The organism is Streptomyces ipomoeae 91-03 (genome assembly GCF_000317595.1).
Taxonomy (GTDB): Bacteria; Actinomycetota; Actinomycetes; order Streptomycetales; family Streptomycetaceae; genus Streptomyces; species Streptomyces ipomoeae.
Genome location: NZ_AEJC01000357.1, coordinates 1 through 16,198, shown reverse-complemented (window position 1 = coordinate 16,198; position 16,198 = coordinate 1). Strand labels below are relative to the sequence as shown.

At 69.7% G+C, this 16,198-nt stretch carries 15 protein-coding genes; 10 read left to right on the top strand and 5 right to left on the bottom strand.

Features of this window, described 5'->3' with window-relative positions:
- Positions 1-56: 56 nt before the first annotated feature.
- A complete protein-coding gene (locus STRIP9103_RS22880) occupies positions 57-464 on the bottom strand; it encodes an aggregation-promoting factor C-terminal-like domain-containing protein (protein WP_009319816.1) in 408 nt (135 codons plus the stop codon).
- Between the two features lie 400 nt (positions 465-864).
- Between STRIP9103_RS22880 and STRIP9103_RS22875 the strand changes: the two genes are divergently transcribed.
- Positions 865-1,587, top strand: a complete 723-nt coding sequence (locus tag STRIP9103_RS22875) for a phosphotransferase (RefSeq protein WP_009319798.1) — start codon at positions 865-867, stop codon at positions 1,585-1,587.
- A 46-nt stretch (positions 1,588-1,633) separates the two neighbouring features.
- Here the strand turns inward: STRIP9103_RS22875 and STRIP9103_RS22870 are convergent, their stop codons facing one another.
- On the bottom strand, positions 1,634-2,662 hold the full coding sequence (locus STRIP9103_RS22870) for an MBL fold metallo-hydrolase (RefSeq protein WP_009319807.1): 1,029 nt from the start codon (positions 2,660-2,662) through the stop codon (positions 1,634-1,636).
- 214 nt (positions 2,663-2,876) lie between these two features.
- On the opposite strand from STRIP9103_RS22870, the gene STRIP9103_RS22865 reads away from it, so the two are divergent.
- The 3 genes from STRIP9103_RS22865 to STRIP9103_RS22855 all read left to right on the top strand — a co-directional run bounded on the left by STRIP9103_RS22865 (position 2,877) and on the right by STRIP9103_RS22855 (position 5,581).
- Complete coding sequence (locus tag STRIP9103_RS22865; RefSeq protein WP_048820798.1) at positions 2,877-4,385, top strand: aldehyde dehydrogenase; 1,509 nt, start codon at positions 2,877-2,879, stop codon at positions 4,383-4,385.
- A 3-nt stretch (positions 4,386-4,388) separates the two neighbouring features.
- Positions 4,389-4,622 carry a ferredoxin gene (locus STRIP9103_RS22860; protein WP_009319811.1) on the top strand — a complete coding sequence of 78 codons (234 nt, stop codon included), beginning with the start codon at positions 4,389-4,391 and terminating at the stop codon, positions 4,620-4,622.
- A gap of 95 nt (positions 4,623-4,717) precedes the next feature.
- Positions 4,718-5,581, top strand: a complete 864-nt coding sequence (locus STRIP9103_RS22855) for a tetratricopeptide repeat protein (protein ID WP_009319805.1) — start codon at positions 4,718-4,720, stop codon at positions 5,579-5,581.
- Here STRIP9103_RS22855 and STRIP9103_RS22850 read toward each other — a convergent pair.
- Entirely contained in the window at positions 5,578-9,078 is a 3,501-nt protein-coding gene (locus STRIP9103_RS22850) for an NACHT domain-containing protein (RefSeq protein WP_048820797.1), read from the bottom strand. The genes STRIP9103_RS22855 and STRIP9103_RS22850 overlap by 4 nt on opposite strands.
- Before the next feature lie 76 nt (positions 9,079-9,154).
- Here STRIP9103_RS22850 and STRIP9103_RS22845 point away from each other — a divergent pair, with 76 nt between their 5' ends.
- Positions 9,155-9,382, top strand: coding sequence for a hypothetical protein (locus STRIP9103_RS22845; protein ID WP_048820796.1), 228 nt, complete (start codon positions 9,155-9,157; stop codon positions 9,380-9,382).
- 307 nt (positions 9,383-9,689) lie between these two features.
- Entirely contained in the window at positions 9,690-10,559 is an 870-nt protein-coding gene (locus STRIP9103_RS22840) for an alpha/beta fold hydrolase (RefSeq protein WP_009319795.1), read from the top strand.
- A gap of 87 nt (positions 10,560-10,646) precedes the next feature.
- On the opposite strand, the gene STRIP9103_RS22835 is transcribed toward STRIP9103_RS22840, so the two are convergent.
- Entirely contained in the window at positions 10,647-11,045 is a 399-nt protein-coding gene (locus STRIP9103_RS22835; protein ID WP_009319810.1) for a hypothetical protein, read from the bottom strand.
- Positions 11,046-11,195: 150 nt separating this feature from the next.
- Between STRIP9103_RS22835 and STRIP9103_RS22830 the strand changes: the two genes are divergently transcribed.
- Positions 11,196-11,591, top strand: a complete 396-nt coding sequence (locus STRIP9103_RS22830) for an Imm7 family immunity protein (protein WP_009319804.1) — start codon at positions 11,196-11,198, stop codon at positions 11,589-11,591.
- Positions 11,592-12,097: 506 nt separating this feature from the next.
- Here STRIP9103_RS22830 and STRIP9103_RS22825 read toward each other — a convergent pair.
- Entirely contained in the window at positions 12,098-12,769 is a 672-nt protein-coding gene (locus tag STRIP9103_RS22825) for a TetR family transcriptional regulator (RefSeq protein WP_009319793.1), read from the bottom strand.
- A 208-nt stretch (positions 12,770-12,977) separates the two neighbouring features.
- Between STRIP9103_RS22825 and STRIP9103_RS22820 the strand changes: the two genes are divergently transcribed.
- The 3 genes from STRIP9103_RS22820 to STRIP9103_RS22810 are packed head-to-tail and all read left to right on the top strand — an operon-like array spanning position 12,978 to position 16,194.
- The gene (locus STRIP9103_RS22820) at positions 12,978-14,387 is read left to right on the top strand and encodes a glycosyltransferase family 4 protein (RefSeq protein WP_009319797.1); all 1,410 of its coding nucleotides are present in this window, start codon (positions 12,978-12,980) and stop codon (positions 14,385-14,387) included.
- Complete coding sequence (locus STRIP9103_RS22815; protein WP_009319809.1) at positions 14,381-15,127, top strand: class I SAM-dependent methyltransferase; 747 nt, start codon at positions 14,381-14,383, stop codon at positions 15,125-15,127. The genes STRIP9103_RS22820 and STRIP9103_RS22815 overlap by 7 nt, the downstream gene beginning before the upstream one ends.
- A complete protein-coding gene (locus STRIP9103_RS22810) occupies positions 15,124-16,194 on the top strand; it encodes a prenyltransferase/squalene oxidase repeat-containing protein (protein WP_009319802.1) in 1,071 nt (356 codons plus the stop codon). The genes STRIP9103_RS22815 and STRIP9103_RS22810 overlap by 4 nt, the downstream gene beginning before the upstream one ends.
- Positions 16,195-16,198: the final 4 nt, after the last annotated feature.

Genomic DNA, 16,198 nt, shown 5'->3' with positions numbered 1-16,198 from the left:
CCTTCAGCTCAGCTGCTGCGAGGTGCGCTGCGGTGCTGATCGATACGCATCGCTGATCAGTACCAGTTGTGGGCCTGCCAGAAGTTCCAGGCGCCGCACGGGCTGCCGTAGCGGTCGTTCATGTAGTCCAGGCCCCACTTGATCTGGGTGGCGGGGTTGGTCTTCCAGTCGGAACCGGCGGAAGCCATCTTCGAACCGGGGAGCGCCTGGACCAGACCGTAGGCACCGGAGGACGAGTTCGTCGCGTTGATGTTCCAGTCGCTCTCGTGGTCGACGATCTTGGCGAAGCAGTCGTACTGGGCCGAGTTCGCGATCATCTTCTTCGCGGTCGCCTGAGTCTCAGAGGCATCCGACGCGGCGTGGGCGGGCGCGGCGCCGAGCAGAGCGCCGACGGAGGCGGCCACGGCGGCACCGGTGAGGGCCTTCTTCGGGGAGGCGATGCGGCGGAGAAGGGAGAGAGCCACGGAGAACCTTTCTTCGGGGATACGACCGTCGCGGGCATGCCTTCACCACGGGATGTGGGGTGGGGGCGTACGTCGGCGCCGCGGCCCGTGGGGGCTCGTCGGCGCCGTGCGACTCATCCAGAGAAACAGCCACGACAGGCATCCGCAATGACCCCTTTTGCTAGTTGTGGCCGTATTGGCCACCGAGATCCCTTCTGTGACGTGGCTCTCAAAGCGCAGGTCAGAAGCCCTTATGTCGTGCCCATGCCACCCCATTCGATCTACGACCTCACCTCGTATGTGATCTGGGTCCTGTGGGGTGGTTCACGACTCGGCCAACAGAGAGTTGGGGGCGCATCGCGTGCGAGTGATGGCCTGAGCCCTGCGAATGTGACGGCGCGCACGACGGTAGGTTCGGCCCATGGGAACGGGGAGACTGCTCGGGGCCGGGCGTACGGCGGATGTGTACGAGTACGAGTACGACATCGACGGCGGGACGGGTGACGGGGCCTGGGTGCTGCGGCGCTACCGCGACGGCTGGGGCGACGCGGTCGCCGAGGCGGAGGTCATGGAGCATGTGCGCGGTCACGGCTACCCCGTCCCACGCGTACGCGCGGCGACTCGCACGGACCTGATCCTGCAGCGCCTCGCGGGCCCGACCCTGGTGGAGGCCATCGCGGAGGGCACCCTCACCCAGGCAGAGGCCGGCGCCATTCTGGCCCTCCTCCTCCACGACCTCCACGCCATCCCGCCCCGCCGCTCGACGGCCCCGGAGGCCCGAGTCCTCCACCTCGACCTGCACCCGGAAAACGTCATCCTCACCCCGCGGGGCCCCATGGTCATCGACTGGTCCAACACCGAGGAGGGCCCGCCGGGCCTCGACTGGGGCATGTCCGCTGTGATCCTCGCCCAGGTCGCCGTGGCGGACGACGACCCCCGCGCGGGCCTGGCCCACAACACCCTCGCCGCCCTCCTGAATCACCCGACGGCAGCCCCCGCCCTGACGGAGGAGGGGCTGAGGGAGGCACGATCCCGCCGGGCCGCCAACCCGACGATGACCGGGGTCGAGATCCAACTTTTGGGCAGGGCCGAGGAGTTGATCCGCGCGCTCGGCGGGGCGTCGATCCGTACACCGGGGGCGTAATCCGGTTGATGGCTGACCGCGTCCGGTTGATGGATGGCCCCGCGCGTCACACCGCCATGTACGTCACCGGATCGCTCCCCGGTATCGCCTCCGCGCGGCCCAGTTTCACCAGGCGGCGGAGGTGGGCCTCGGCCTCCGAGACGGCGATGTTGCGGGAGGTGAAGGGGATGTGGGGCCAGGGGCGGTTCCACTCCATGCGTTCGGCCAGTTGCCAGGGGGTGAGGGGGGTGGCGAGGAGGGTGAGGAGGTCGGTGAGGCGGGACTCGTGGTGGGTCAGGAGCTCGCGTACGCGGGTGGCCGCGTCGGTGAAGGTGTGCTGGTGGGCCGGGAGGACTTCGGCGGGGGCCAGGCGGCCGACGCGTTCCAGGGAGTCGAGGTAGTCGCCGAGGGGATCGGTAACAGTGGCGTCGTCGGGGTCCTCGTACAGGCCGATGTGCGGGGTGATCTCGGGGAGGAGGTGGTCGCCGGAGAAGAGGCGGCCATGGCCCGGGAGTTGGGCCGGGTGGGTCTCCTCCAGGTGGAGACAGACATGGCCGGGCGTGTGGCCCGGGGTCCAGATCGCGCGGAGGCGGCGGCCGGGGAGGTCGAGGAGTTCGCCGGGGACGATCTCGCGGTCGGGCAGCGCGGGGGAGAAGCCGGGCAGCGCGCGGGGGCGCTCGGGGTTGCGCAGGGGGGCCAGGTGCGACTCCGGGGCGCCCGCTGCTGTGAGCTTGGCCGTCATATACGTGAACCAGCGCTCGGGGCCGGTGCCCCGGGTGCGCCGTACGATCGCGGTGTCCGCCGCGTGCATCGCGATCCACGCCCCCGACGCCTCGCGCACCGCCCCCGACAGACCGTGGTGGTCGGGGTGGTGGTGGGTGATCACCACCCCGTGGATCTCCGCGACCGACGTACCGCACGCCGTCAGCCCCGCGACGAGGGTGTCCCACGACCCCGGGTCGTCCCAGCCGGTGTCGATCAACACCGGTCCGCGGTCGGTGTCGACGACATAGACGAGGGTGTGGCCGAGCGGGTTGTCCGGGATGGGGACCTCGATCGACCGTACGCCCCCGCCATGATCGGCCACCTTGCCCATCGGCTCCCCTGTTCCCCTGTCGTAGGTCGTAGGTCGTCGGCACTCCGGCTTCCCTCACTATAACTAGAACTGGTTTCACTCAGGCGTCGAGCCGGGTGGAGCGTTGTGTGCGACGTCCGTGGACTCCTCCAACGGGAACTGGTATCAGTTCCCGTAGCCACCGAATCTGATGGACCGTCAGCGGAAGTGAACGTCCCCGGGGAGGCAGTCGGCCATGACCGAGCTCGTGGAACACGGACAGCTGTTCATCGGCGGGGAGTTGACCGACCCCCTGGGCGCGGACGTCATCGAGGTGGTCTCGCCGCACACGGGCGAGGTCATCGGCCGCGTACCGCACGCGTCACGGGCGGACGTCGACCGGGCCGTGGCCGCCGCGCGGCGGGCGTTCGACAGCGGGCCCTGGCCCCGGACGACCCTCGACGAGCGGATCGCCGTCGTCACCCGCATCAAGGACGCGTTCGCCGTCCGCCACGAGGACTTCGCCCGCCTCATCAGCGCGCAGAACGGCACCCCGTACACCTCCAGCGTGATGGTGCAGGCGCTCGCCTCGCTGATGGTGTGGGACGCGGCGATCACGACGGCGCGCGGATTCACGTACGAGGAACGGCGTGACGGCGTGCTCGGGAAGATCCTCGTGCGGCGCGAGCCGGTCGGGGTGGTCGCGGCGGTCGTCCCATGGAACGTGCCGCAGTTCACGGCCGCCGCCAAACTCGCCCCGGCGCTGCTCGCGGGCTGCCCGGCGATCCTGAAGGTCTCGCCCGAAACCCCCCTGGACGCCTACCTGCTGGCGGAGATCGCGGCGGAGGCGGGCCTGCCCGAGGGGGTACTCTCCATTCTTCCCGCCGACCGGGAGGTCAGCGAGTACCTGGTCGGGCACCCGGGCGTCGACAAGGTCTCCTTCACCGGCTCGGTGGCCGCGGGCAAGCGGGTCATGGAGGTCGCCGCGCGCAACCTCACCCGCGTCACCCTGGAGTTGGGCGGCAAGTCGGCGGCGGTGATCCTGCCGGACGCGGACGCGCAGACGGCGGTCGCCGGCATCGCCCCCTTCGCCTGGATGGTCAACGGCCAGGCGTGTGTGGCCCAGACCCGCATCCTGATCCCCCGTTCCCGCTACGACGAGTTCGCCGAGGCCTTCGCCGCGGCGGCGAGCGCGCTGAAGATCGGCGACCCGCTCGACCCGGCCACCGAACTCGGCCCCCTGGTCGCCCAGCGCCAGCAGCGCCGCAGCCTCGACTACATACGGATCGGCCAGGAGGAGGGCGCCAAGATCCTCACCGGCGGCGGCCGTCCCGCCGGCCTCGACCACGGCTGGTACGTCGAGCCGACCCTCTTCGGCGACGTCGACAACTCCATGCGCATCGCCCGCGAGGAGATCTTCGGCCCGGTGATCTGCCTCATCCCCTACGGCGACGAGGAGGAGGCGGTGCGGATCGCCAACGACTCCGACTACGGGCTGAGCGGCAGCGTCTGGACCGCCGACACCGAGCACGGCATCGACATGGCCCGCCAGGTCCGCACCGGCACCTACTCCGTCAACACCTTCAGCCTCGACATGCTCGGCCCCTTCGGCGGCTACAAGAACTCCGGGCTGGGGCGGGAGTTCGGTCCCGAGGGGTACGGCGAGTTCCTGGAGCACAAGATGATCCATCTGCCGCCGGGGTACGAGGCGCCGACGGCGGGCACCGGAGAGGCAGGCTCGGCCACCGGTGCCGGGAAGGCGTAGGGCATGGGTGATCGCTGGCACCTGGAGGTCGACCGTTCCGTCTGCATCGGCTCCGCCCAGTGCACGCACCACGCCCCGGACGCCTTCCGCCTCGACTCCGCCATGCAGTCCCACCCCACCGAGCAGGAGACCGACGCCAACGAACGCATCCTGAACGCCGCCGAGGGCTGCCCGGTGGAGGCGATCGCGATCACCCTGCTGGGCAGCGGGGAGCCGGTGTTCCCGCCGGAGGAGTAGGGGCGTACGCTCCTGCGATCGTCGGAGAAACTGTCGGGGCCGGGACGCGAACCGGCCCCGGTGGCGCTACAACGGGACATCGGTACAGGGGAAGCGTGCGCAAGTCGGAAGCCAAGCAGTTGATCGAGCAGGCGCGCCAGGCCTGGGACGCCGAGGAGTGGCAGCGCGCCGCCGACCTCTACGAACAGGTACTCGCCCATTACCCGGACCTGAGGTCGAGCGCGGACTGGTGGTACGACGCCGCGCTCGGCCACAAGTTCCTGCGCAACTGGGAGAAGGCGTACGAACTCGGCGTCCAGGCGGCGGCCCGCGCCCCTCGCGGGGAGGGCGACCCCGCGTACTGGAACCTGGGCATCGCCGCCACGATCCGCCGCGACTGGCCCACGGCCCGCGACGCCTGGGCCGGCTTCGGCATAGAGCTCCCGGCCGGGGAGGGCGAGATCAACGGCCGCTTCGGCAACGCCTGCGTCCGCCTGGACACCGACGGCGCACGCGAGGTCGTCTGGATCGAACGCCTCTGCCCGACACGTGGACGCGTGGTGAACGTACCCGTGACCAGCGGACGCCGCTACGGCGAGATAGTCGTCCACGACGGCGAACCCAAGGGCGAACGCGTCGTGGACGGCACGCCCTACCCCGTCTTCGACGAACTCCTCCTCTTCGAGCCCTCCGACCTCCCGACCCTCTCGGTGACGGTCGCCGCCACCGAGCGCTCGGACCTGGAGGCTCTGCTGGGGCTCTTCACCGACCACGGCTTCGGCGCCGAACCCGCCAGCAGCGTCCAGACCTACTGCGCCTGCTGCAGCGAGGGCACGATCCACAAGGAACGCGGCGTCCACGCGGGCGCCCAACGCGTCTCACTGGCGGCCCCGGAGGACGAGGCCCGCCACCTGCTGGACCGCTGGGCGGGGGAGACGGCGATCGGACGGAGCTGGAGCGGGCTGGAGCCGGTGGGCTAGAAGTCCATGGGCACGGAGTCCGTGGGCGCGGAGTCCGGCGGCGCTCCGTCTCGGCGCCAGATCCGCTCCACTTCCGCGAACTCGGCGGCATATGTGCCGGGTGGCAGGGCGCTGCGGAGGTAGATGAGGTCGGAGGGGCGGAGGAGGCCGAACGCGTTGGGCGGGAGGGCCTGGAGGAATGACTCCGCGTGGGTGGCCAGCCAGTCGTCGAGGCCGAGATCGGCGGCGAGGCGGAGGAGGTCGATGACGGTTGAGGGGTGGCGGGCGGCGGCTTCCCTGGGGTCGTGTGCCGCGAGGATCTCGTTGAAGTCGCGCTCCTCGAAATGGTGGTACGCCTGGGCGGACCACTTCCACGCACTGCTGGAAGAGCCTGTCCACGCCAACCTCAGCAGGTCGTCCGGCTCGGATGAGCTCCACGCGTGGAGGTCGAACTCGCTGCAAACCCTGCCGAGGACGACGTCCAGTTGCTCGTTCCGCCCCAGTGCCTGACGTATGCATTCGCGCAGGGCCTGCCGGACCGGGGCACTGCGGCGGGTCATGCGGTAATCCATGAGCCGGCGTAGTACAGCGGCGAGCGCTGAGTCCGGCAACAGGGGGACGTCATGGACCAGTTGACGGCAGACGAGTCCGAAGGCGGGGGGTATGTCGTCGTTCGACAGTTGGTTGATGACGTCCAGACACCTGACGTAGAGCAGATGCAGTCTCTCTCCACGATTCGGCTTCGCGGTGAGCAGGGCGATGAGCGACTGTGCCGCCGAGTGCACATGTCCGTCGCCGTCGCTCAGGAGCGTCCCCAGTGCGCTGGGCAGCCTGTCGATCAGCGGATCGGCCATGTGCAGGAGGAGTTCGGCGTCGCGGTCTGCCGTGAACATCACGCGCCACACCATGTCCAGGGCATCCTGCTTGCCGGACGACCAGTAGTGTCTCGCGGCCCCAGCCGGATCATTCGGTGCCGACTCCCAGTGGCCGAGGGGCCAGCTGAGTTCATGCCGGCCGAGCGGCTCGCTGTGGGCGCGAATCACCAACTCGGGCAAGCGGTCGTCCTCGCTGGACGGCCCGGGCCGCCAACGGCGGTGCGGGCCGAGGGTGGACGACAACAACTCCCAAGAGCTCGCGGACAGCTGCGACTGCCACAACTTGCTGTGCCGTCGCCAGGTGTCGATCACATCATCGGTTCTCAGGAACTCGGACGCGTGCACCTCACCGGCCGCCAACACCGCGATCAGCAGCAGGTTGACGTTGTAGACCGTGTCACGGTAGGTCCTCGTCAGCCGTGTCGGCGCGTGTCCGAGGTCGGTGCGGTGCGGGGTCTCCCACACGGCGTCCTCGAACAACTCGGCCAGCAGGTCCGGCAGGTCATCCCGTGTCACTGGATCCGTCCAGGCCGCCAGCATCTCCCGGAGGTTCTGGACGAGCTGCGCCCGGTCCGTGAGCGGGGCGAAGGACAGCAGGGCGTACAACTCACCGTCGTCCACAGGACCTTGTCCCGAACCGGCCGACTTCACCAGCCGCTCCAGGGCTCGCACGATCAGCCGCGCGGCGAGATGCTCGCCGAACGTCGCGTGGATGAACTCGTAGCTGCGCAGCCGTTCCTCGGTGACGACGGCCTGTGCCTCGTGCATGAAGAAGAACCGTCCGAAGAGCGTCTTGGAAGAACCGATCCCCCGGGGCGGTTCCTGCGGCTCCCGACAGTCCTGCGGCCCGTGCGGCTCCGTGTTCCTCAGGGCCGCCAGATCGCGGTCCGCCTCCTCCCCGCTGATGGCCTGGGCCCCGCGGTGGAACATGCCGAGGGCGATCACCGAGAGGCGGTGGAGTTCCCGGTCGACCGCGGCCCGCTGCTCGGACGGAGGGCGCGATCCGTCCTTGACGACCTGACGCTGGACGAACTCCCTGAGCAGACGGTCGTACAGCTGAGTACGGCTGATGTTCTCGTCGTCGAGCCGGTGGAGCGCGTTGTCTACCGCGTCGTACAGCGCGAGCATGAGCAGCAGCAGTGGTTGGGCCGCGAGTTCATGGTGATGTCGGATCACAGGTTCAGCGGTCAGTGGGCGGAGACCGTGCTGTTTCAGGTAGGTCCCGTTCGTCCGGTTCCAGATCGAGAGCCACCGGTCGATCTCCGGCTCCGCGAACGGCTCCAGACGCAGGACCTGGCTCTCCGTGGGGATCGCGGCGCGGTCGGCGACCACCGTGCGGCTCGTCACCACCACGATCAGCGGGCGACCCTGCTCCGCCTCACGGTGCTGGAAGCTCTCCAGGTCGGTCAGATACGTCCACTGCCGATAGGAGCCGAGTCGTTGGGCACCCGCTTGGAGCAGTTCGTCGAAGCCGTCCAGCAGGACGACCGGGATTGTCCCGGGCTGTGACCCGTACCACTCCGGCCAACTCATCTTTCGGCCCGTGGCCTGCCGCAGGCCGTGTTCCAGTTGCTCCTCCAGGTCGGCCTCCGCCGGAGTGTGCCGCAGCTCCACCCGGAGCGGACGGAACTCGTCAGCCGGTAGCCGTGCGGCCAGCAGTCTGGTGAGCAGTGACTTGCCGGCGCCCGGGTGGCCGAGTACGACGAGCGGGGCCAGCAGGGCGGAGGCGCTGAGGAGGTGGGCGGCGAAGAACTCCTCGATGGTGTCGTACACCGGTTGCTCCGCCCACCACTTGTCCGAGGCGACGTGGTGGTCGAGGTCGAGGCGGGCGACCGTGTACGCCTCGGTCAATCGGAAGCGGGGGTTGACGTATCCCTCCGCCAGGCTCGGCAGCCGGGGGCCACGGGGGTCGAGCGACGAGATGGGGCTGTTCAGCTGGGTGCGAGCCGCACGGGAACGTTCGTCCCGGCCCGCGAAGTCCGCGAGCATGGCTCCCAGGCCGGACAGCCCGACCCCGCTCCTGCCGCCAATGGCGTTGCCCTGGAGGGCGTCGCCTTCGAGGGCGTCGCCTTCGAGGGCGTTGCCTTCGACGGTGCGGGACAGACCGGCCGTCAGCGCGAACTCGGGACAGGCGACGGCAATGGGCGACGCCAGCCGGAAGTACTCGTCGAGGAGCACCTCGTGTGTGCGTGAGGGGAAGGTGTTCCGAACGCCCGCCAGCAGCGGTGGATCCGCAGGGCGAGCATCCTCCGTCGTCCGTCCACCCGCTCGCGTCGCGCCGTTGACCACCTGCTGGATCAGGTTGAACGCCGAGTATCGATCGTCGACGGTCTCGTTCAGGGTCCCGCACTCGACCACGGCCGTCGCCACCAGCACGATCCGCGCCGCCTCCAGCAACGCGGAGCGCATCACACCGTGCGCCGCCCGCACCCGCTCCGGGAAACTCTCCAGCAGGGCATCCAGAGCGCCGGGCGAACCCTGCTCCCCGTACAGCGGCCCGATGAGCCCGTCCACGGCGTTCGCGAGGCGCGTTCGCCCTGCCGCCAGCAGGACCACCGCCTCGTCGACACTCATCCGGACGACGTCATTCGCGTTGAGGGCGAGTCCCTGGTCGTGCAGCGGAGGCATCCAGCCGACAGGCATCCCCTCAGCGGGCGCTCCTCCGATAGGCACCCCTTCGATAGGTACTCCTTCGGCAGGTGTTGCCCGGCGAACCCGCGTGCGCGCCGTCTCGACGGCCCGCTCCAGCTCCCCGTACCGCCCCCGCCACCACGCCACGTCGAGCCGCATCCCCGCGGGCGGCGGTGCCTCGCGCCCGTTCCGCTCGGCGCACAGTCCGACGATCGACCGTACGACGTCCCACTCCGGAGGCCTCCGGCGCCGTCCGCTCAGCAGCTCCGACACCGACGAGGGACTTCTGCCGAGCGCCCTGGCGATCTCCCCCTGATTCACCTGGCACACACGCACCAGACGCCCCAGCTCCGCGCAGAAGTCCGCGACAGGACCCCCGGATGGCACGGACAACTCCCGTCTCCTTCGGCGCAGTTCGGTGAAGTTCGGTGAACGTCCCCAAAGCGTACGGTCTGACCTGCGCCTTCGCTGGAGGTTCGAGGGAGATCGGGAGCGCCCGGCGGCGCGGCCGGAAGCCCGGGAGTCATTCCCGCAGGCCGCCGATCGTCGTCTTGCAGGAAACGTGCGATACGATACGTCTCGTCTCGCATTTGTCCTATGCAGTCCTATGCAGGAGGAGCCTCATGGAACGCTTCATCGACGCAGCGCCCGGCGTACGCCTCTGGGTCGAAGACCGTGGCGCGGCCGACGCGTCTCCGTTGCTGCTGATCATGGGCGCGCAGGCGTCGGGCCTCGGCTGGCCGGACGAACTGGTCGACATGCTCGCCTCACGCCATCGTGTGATCCGCTACGACCATCGCGACACCGGTCGCTCCACCTGGGCGTTCGACCAGCGGCCCTATCCCCTCAGTGACCTCGCGGAGGACGCCCTCGCGGTGCTGGACGGCCTCGGTGTCGAACGCGCCCACATAGTGGGCATGTCGCTGGGCGGCATGCTCGCGCAACTCCTCGTCGCCGACCATCCCGACCGGCTGCTCAGCGCGACCCTGATCGGCGCGCACGCGCTCAGTGCCGCCCCGTACGTCCAGCCGGACGGAACCCGGATCCCGCCCGAGGAACTCCCCGGTGTCGCGCCCCGTCTGCTGGAGATGTGGTCCCGTCCCGTGGTGGACCTCGGCTTGGAAGCGGAGGTGGAGCGGCGGGTCGAGCACTGGCGGGTCCTCGGCGGCGATCAGCTTCCCTTCGACGCCGAGTACGCCCGCGCCCTGGAGCGGAAGATCATCGAGCACACGGGGCACCACGCCACCAGCACCGCGCACGCCCGCGCCGACGCCTCCGGCCTGCTTCGCACCGAGCAGCTCGCCCGGACCACGGTGCCCACCCTCGTCGTCTCCGCTCCCGCCGAACCGGTCACCCCGCCGCCGCATCCCCACCACCTCGCCCAGGCGATCCAGGGCGCACGCATCGTCGAGATCCCCGGCATGGGGCACGCGCTCCCCCCTGAGGTGCACGCGCCGCTCGCCGCCGCGATCCTGGACCACACCACCAACTGACGATGCGCGGCAGGGCCGGAGGCACGCCGGAATCAGGGCCTTCGCCGATCCGACCGAGGCGACCGCGACTCCGCGATCGCAGCCCCGTCACCCTCCCTCGGCCAGCAGCCTGGCCAACTCCTCGCCCTCGATGAAGGCCCAATCCTCGGGATCGTCCTCGTCCAAACGGTCACAGGCATTCAGGGTGTTCAGGTACTCCGCGTGGAAACCGGCCGGGTTCTGCCGCACCGCGTCCGAAAACGTCCACACCTCCACCGCGCCCGCCAAGTCGCCGCGCTCGGCCAGCAGATCGGCCAACCGCCTCGTCGTGGGCGAAGTGTCGCCATGGGCTCGGGCCCATACCCGCAGAGCGCCTTCCCGGTCGCCGTGCTTGGCCAGCAGTTCCCCCAACCGCCCTGCCGCGTTCCGATCCCCGGCATCGGCCCGAGCCCGCAGCTCCGCGATCTCATCCTGGTCCGGCCCACTGCTGCCTGAACGATCTTCCACTACCGGTCACCTCATCCGCGAGCCCGAGGAGCGCTGGCGACGGCACAGCCGTTCCATGAAGCGTAGGCACTCCACGGGGCCAGGGGGAGGGGCCGGACGAGGCTCCGAACGGATCGTCGGACGACCCGCGACAGCACCTAGCATCGAGGTGTGTTCGAGTACCACGGGTGGATCACGGTCAGGGAAACCGCGGTCGGTGACGACGACGAGGGCCGACTGGGGGAGATCGTCGAGGAGCTACGGGCTTGTATCGACGAGATGGCCAGCCCATACCTCCTCGATCTCCGGTGGATGAACGGCGAGCCCTTCATCCACTTGGGAGGCCATTCCAATCACCGCTCGTCACCGGATGTCGTCGGTCTGTTCGAGCATGTGGCGGCGGTCGCCCCCGGCTCCTACGGGCTCCTCCATGTCCGCGACGACGAGGACCCGGGCCATGAGAACGACGTGCGCGTCCTCAGGCTCGCCCGGGGCGCGGTCACCTGGCACACGGAGCCGCTGCTGTCTCCGTGCGTCCCGGCGCTGGAAGATCCCTTCAGCGGCTAGGGTGCAGGTTTGCCCTTCTTTGTCTTTCTTTACCTTTGTGGGTAAAAAATCCATCTTCAGGGGTTGCGTCCGTATTCAGGTGTTCTATTCTGTAGATAGACCTACGAGGCGAGTGAGGGAGCCCGACCGGAGTAGCCGACATTGGCGAGAGGCAGGATCTCCGCTGGTGCCGACGTCGACGGTAGGGCTGAGAGGCCAGAAGGCAGTAGTTGGGCCTGATGGCGACCCCCAGTACCTGATCCGGGTAATGCCGGCGCAGGGAACCCGTCTCGTAGGTCGTTTCTGTATGTTGGGTCGATGTCCGGGGCGGGGCCTCGGATGGGGGGACTTGCCGGCGCCGGGGCGGCCGGGCACGAGGAGCGGTGCGCTGTGGGGCGCGGCCAACTCCCAGCCCCTTCGGTACGGTTCGGCGGATGTCTCCGAAGAGCACGGCCTGACCTGCGGGTATCGCCGGTGGTTCGGCGTCCTGCGCCGCCGGCGGGGCCGGTGATGCCCCTGCCGGGGGACTACGAACCCGCGCCCTCGGGCGCCGTCAGGTCGATCAACCGGCACACCGTCTCGATGTCGATCTTCACCTGGGCGATGGAGGCGCGGCCCGAGAGCCAGGTGATCAGGGCCGAGTGCCAGGTGTGTTCGATCACGCGGACCGCTGAGAGCTGTTCGGGCGTGGGGTTCTCCAAGCCCATCGCGTCCAGGATGATCGCGGTGGTCTGGTGGGAGACCTGGTCGACCTCGGGGCTGACGCTGCGGTCGGCGAAGGTGAGGGCGCGGACCATGGCGTCGGCGAGGTGGGGCTCGCGCTGGAGGGCCCGGAAGGCCCGCATCAGGGTTTCGGCGACCCGTTCCGCCGCCGTCTCGCCCGTCGGCGGCTTCTTGCGGAGCGTGCCGTGCATATGGGCCAGCTGGTCCTGCATCGTCGCGACCAGGAGATGGATCTTGGACGGGAAGTAGCGGTAGAGAGTGCCCAGGGCCACCTGGGAGGACTCGGCCACCTCGCGCATCTGTACGGCGTCGAAACCGCCCCGGCTGGCCAGCTGCGCACTCGCGTGCAGGATGCGCCGCCGGCGGGCCTCCTGCCGCTCCGTGAGGGGCGGAGAGTCCGGCCGCGGGTCCGGTCGTGGGCCGGCCTGGCGTGGGCTACCGGCGCTACTGGCTTCCACCTTGACTTCCGCAGGCATGGGTCTCGTTCCGTGACGGTCGGTGAGGGTACGCGGTCAGACAGCATGCCAGGGCGTGTGCCGTGGCGTGAATCACCTGATCCACCTCTCACAGCGGTTCTACCAGCCGGTAGATTCAGAGCCTCCCGAACGATCAACTCTGAAACTTGTTCTAGATTACCGTCTCGTCGTAATCTCACGGGAAATCGCAGTGAGAAGGGGGCCAGGAGTGACCGCTGAGGCCAGTCAGGCGGGGTCCCGGCATGACCTCGCTGCGGACGGCGGGCGACCGCTCGACATCGCGCTCCTCACCTATAAAGGGAACCCGTTCTGCGGGGGCCAGGGCGTCTACGTACGGCATCTCTCGCGCGAGCTCGCGCGCCTCGGCCACCGGGTCGAGGTGATCGGCTCCCAGCCGTACCCGGTGCTCGACGAGGGCGAGGGATACGGCGACCGGCTCTCCCTCACCGAGCTGCCCAGCCTGGACCTGTACCGCCAGCCCGACCCCTTCCGCACCCCCGGGCGCGACGAGTACCGCGACTGGATCGACGCCCTCGAAGTGGCGACGATGTGGACCGGCGGTTTCCCGGAGCCGCTCACCTTCTCGCTCCGCGCCCGGCGTCATCTGCGCGCCCGGCGCGGGGAGTTCGACGTCGTGCACGACAACCAGACCCTCGGGTACGGGCTGCTGGGCGATGTGGGCGCGCCCCTCGTCACCACCATCCACCACCCCATCACCGTCGACCGGCAGTTGGAGCTCGACGCCGCCGAGGGGTGGCAGCGGCGGATGTCCGTGCGGCGCTGGTACGCCTTCACACGTATGCAGAAGCGGGTCGCCCGGCGGCTGCCGTCCGTGCTCACCGTCTCCGGCACCTCCCGCCAGGAGATCGTCGACCACCTCGGCGTACGCGACGACCGTATCCACGTCGTGCACATCGGCGCCGACACCGACCTCTTCGCCCCGGACCCGTCCGTGGCGCGAATACCCGGCCGGATCGTCACCACCTCCAGCGCGGACGTTCCCCTGAAGGGGCTCGTCTTCCTCGTCGAGGCGCTCGCGAAGGTGCGCACCGAGCACCCGGCGGCCCATCTGGTCGTCGTCGGCAAGCGCGCCGAGGACGGGCCCGTCGCCCAGGCCATCGAACGGTACGGCCTCGAAGGCGCCGTCGAGTTCGTCAAGGGCATCTCCGACGCCGAACTGGTCGACCTGGTCCGCTCGGCCGAGATCTCCTGCGTGCCCTCGCTGTACGAGGGGTTCTCCCTGCCCGCCGCCGAGGCCATGGCCACCGGTACGCCCCTGGTCGCCACCACCGGCGGGGCCATCCCCGAGGTCGCCGGACCCGACGGCGAGACCTGCCTCGCGGTCCGCCCCGGCGACGCGGGCGCCCTGGCCGCCGCGATCGGTCGGCTGCTGGGCGACCCGGAGCTACGGCAGCGGCTCGGCCACGCCGGGCGCGAACGGGTGCTCCGGCGTTTCACCTGGGCCAAGGCCGCCGAGGGCACGGTGGCCCGCTACCGCGAGGCGATCGCCCAGGGCCCCACTCCGACAAGTGCCGTGGAGTCGGCCACTCCCACCGTCGAGTCCGCCACCCCCACAAGTGACACCGGCGTCTATCCCGAAAGCAGGGCCACGTGCTGACCGTCGACTTCTCCCGGTTCCCCCTCGCCCCGGGGGACCGTGTCCTGGATCTCGGCTGCGGAGCGGGCCGGCACGCCTTCGAGTGCTACCGGCGCGGCGCCCAGGTCGTGGCCCTCGACCAGAACGGCGAGGAGATCCGCGAGGTCGCCAAGTGGTTCGCGGCGATGAAGGAGGCCGGGGAGGCCCCGGAGGGCGCGACCGCCACGGCGATGGAGGGCGACGCCCTCGCGCTGCCCTTCCCCGACGAGTCCTTCGACGTCGTCATCATCTCCGAGGTCATGGAGCACATCCCCGACGACAAGGGCGTGCTGGCGGAGATGGTGCGGGTGCTCAGGCCCGGCGGTCGTATCGCCGTCACCGTCCCCCGCTACGGCCCCGAGAAGGTCTGCTGGGCGCTGTCCGACGCCTACCACGAGGTCGAGGGCGGCCACATCCGCATCTACAAGGCGGACGAACTGCTCGCCAAGATCCGCGAGGCGGGCCTGAAGCCGTACGGCACCCACCACGCCCACGCCCTGCACTCCCCGTACTGGTGGCTGAAGTGCGCGTTCGGCGTCGACAACGACAAGGCGCTGCCCGTGCGGGCGTACCACAAGCTGCTGGTCTGGGACATCATGAAGAAGCCCCTGGCCACCCGGGTCGCCGAACAGGCGCTCAACCCGCTGATCGGCAAGAGCTTCGTGGCGTACGCGACGAAGCCGCACCTTCCCGCCGACGCCGCTCGGGTGGACGCTTCGTGACCACCCCCCGGACAGAACACCTCGTCCTGCCCGGGGTCCTCACCGCCGAGCAGGCCGCCGCGACCGTACGGGGCATCCTCGCCGTACAGCGGGAGGACGGCGCGATCCCGTGGTTCCGCGGGCACCACCTCGACCCGTGGGACCACACCGAGGCCGCGATGGCCCTCGACGCGGCCGGTGAGCACGCCGCCGCCGAGCGCGCGTACGAGTGGCTGCGGCGGCACCAGAACGAGGACGGCTCCTGGTACGCCGCGTACGCCGACGGGGACGCCGCCGACGTCACCGACCGGGGGCGCGAGTCCAACTTCGTCGCGTACATAGCCGTCGGCGTCTGGCACCACTACCTGGCCACCGGTGACGACACCTTCCTGGACCGTATGTGGCCGGCCGTGTACGCCGCCGTCGAGTTCGTCCTGGAGTTGCAGCAGCACGGGGGGCAGATCGGGTGGAAGCGGGAGGACGACGGTACGCCGGTCGCCGACGCCCTGCTCACCGGCTCCTCCTCCATCCATCACGCGTTGCGCTGTGCGCTCGCCATCGCCGAGCAGCGGGAGGAGCCGCAGCCGGACTGGGAGTTGGCGGTCGGGCTGCTGCGGCATGCGATACGTCGGCATCCCGAGCGGTTTCTCGACAAGGGCCGTTACTCGATGGACTGGTACTACCCGGTGCTGGGTGGTGCGTTGACGGGGGCCGAGGCCAAGTCCCGTATAGAGGACGGCTGGGATCGGTTCGTCGTGCCCGGGCTGGGCGTGCGGTGCGTCGTCCCCAACCCGTGGGTGACCGGGGGTGAGTCCGCCGAACTCGCCCTGGCGCTGTGGGCGATGGGGGAGTCCGACCGTGCGCTGGGGATTCTGCAGTCCATCCAGCATCTGCGTGATCCCGACTCCGGGCTGTACTGGACGGGTTATGTCTTCGACGACCAGGCTGTCTGGCCCGTGGAGTTGACCTCGTGGACCGCCGGGTCGTTGCTGTTGGCTGTGGCGGCGTTGGGTGGGGACGAGGCGACGTGTGCGGTGTTCGGGGGGGAGCGGTTGCCGCGGGGCCTCGACAACGCGGAGTGCTGCTGAGAGG

Coding starts and splice junctions, on each gene's coding strand:
- STRIP9103_RS22875 (WP_009319798.1), top strand. CDS start 865: ATGGGAACGGGGAGACTGCTCGGGGCCGGGCGTACGGCGGATGTGTAC.
- STRIP9103_RS22870 (WP_009319807.1), bottom strand. CDS start 2,662: ATGGGCAAGGTGGCCGATCATGGCGGGGGCGTACGGTCGATCGAGGTC.
- STRIP9103_RS22865 (WP_048820798.1), top strand. CDS start 2,877: ATGACCGAGCTCGTGGAACACGGACAGCTGTTCATCGGCGGGGAGTTG.
- STRIP9103_RS22860 (WP_009319811.1), top strand. CDS start 4,389: ATGGGTGATCGCTGGCACCTGGAGGTCGACCGTTCCGTCTGCATCGGC.
- STRIP9103_RS22850 (WP_048820797.1), bottom strand. CDS start 9,078: ATGCCTGTCGGCTGGATGCCTCCGCTGCACGACCAGGGACTCGCCCTC.
- STRIP9103_RS22840 (WP_009319795.1), top strand. CDS start 9,690: ATGGAACGCTTCATCGACGCAGCGCCCGGCGTACGCCTCTGGGTCGAA.
- STRIP9103_RS22825 (WP_009319793.1), bottom strand. CDS start 12,769: ATGCCTGCGGAAGTCAAGGTGGAAGCCAGTAGCGCCGGTAGCCCACGC.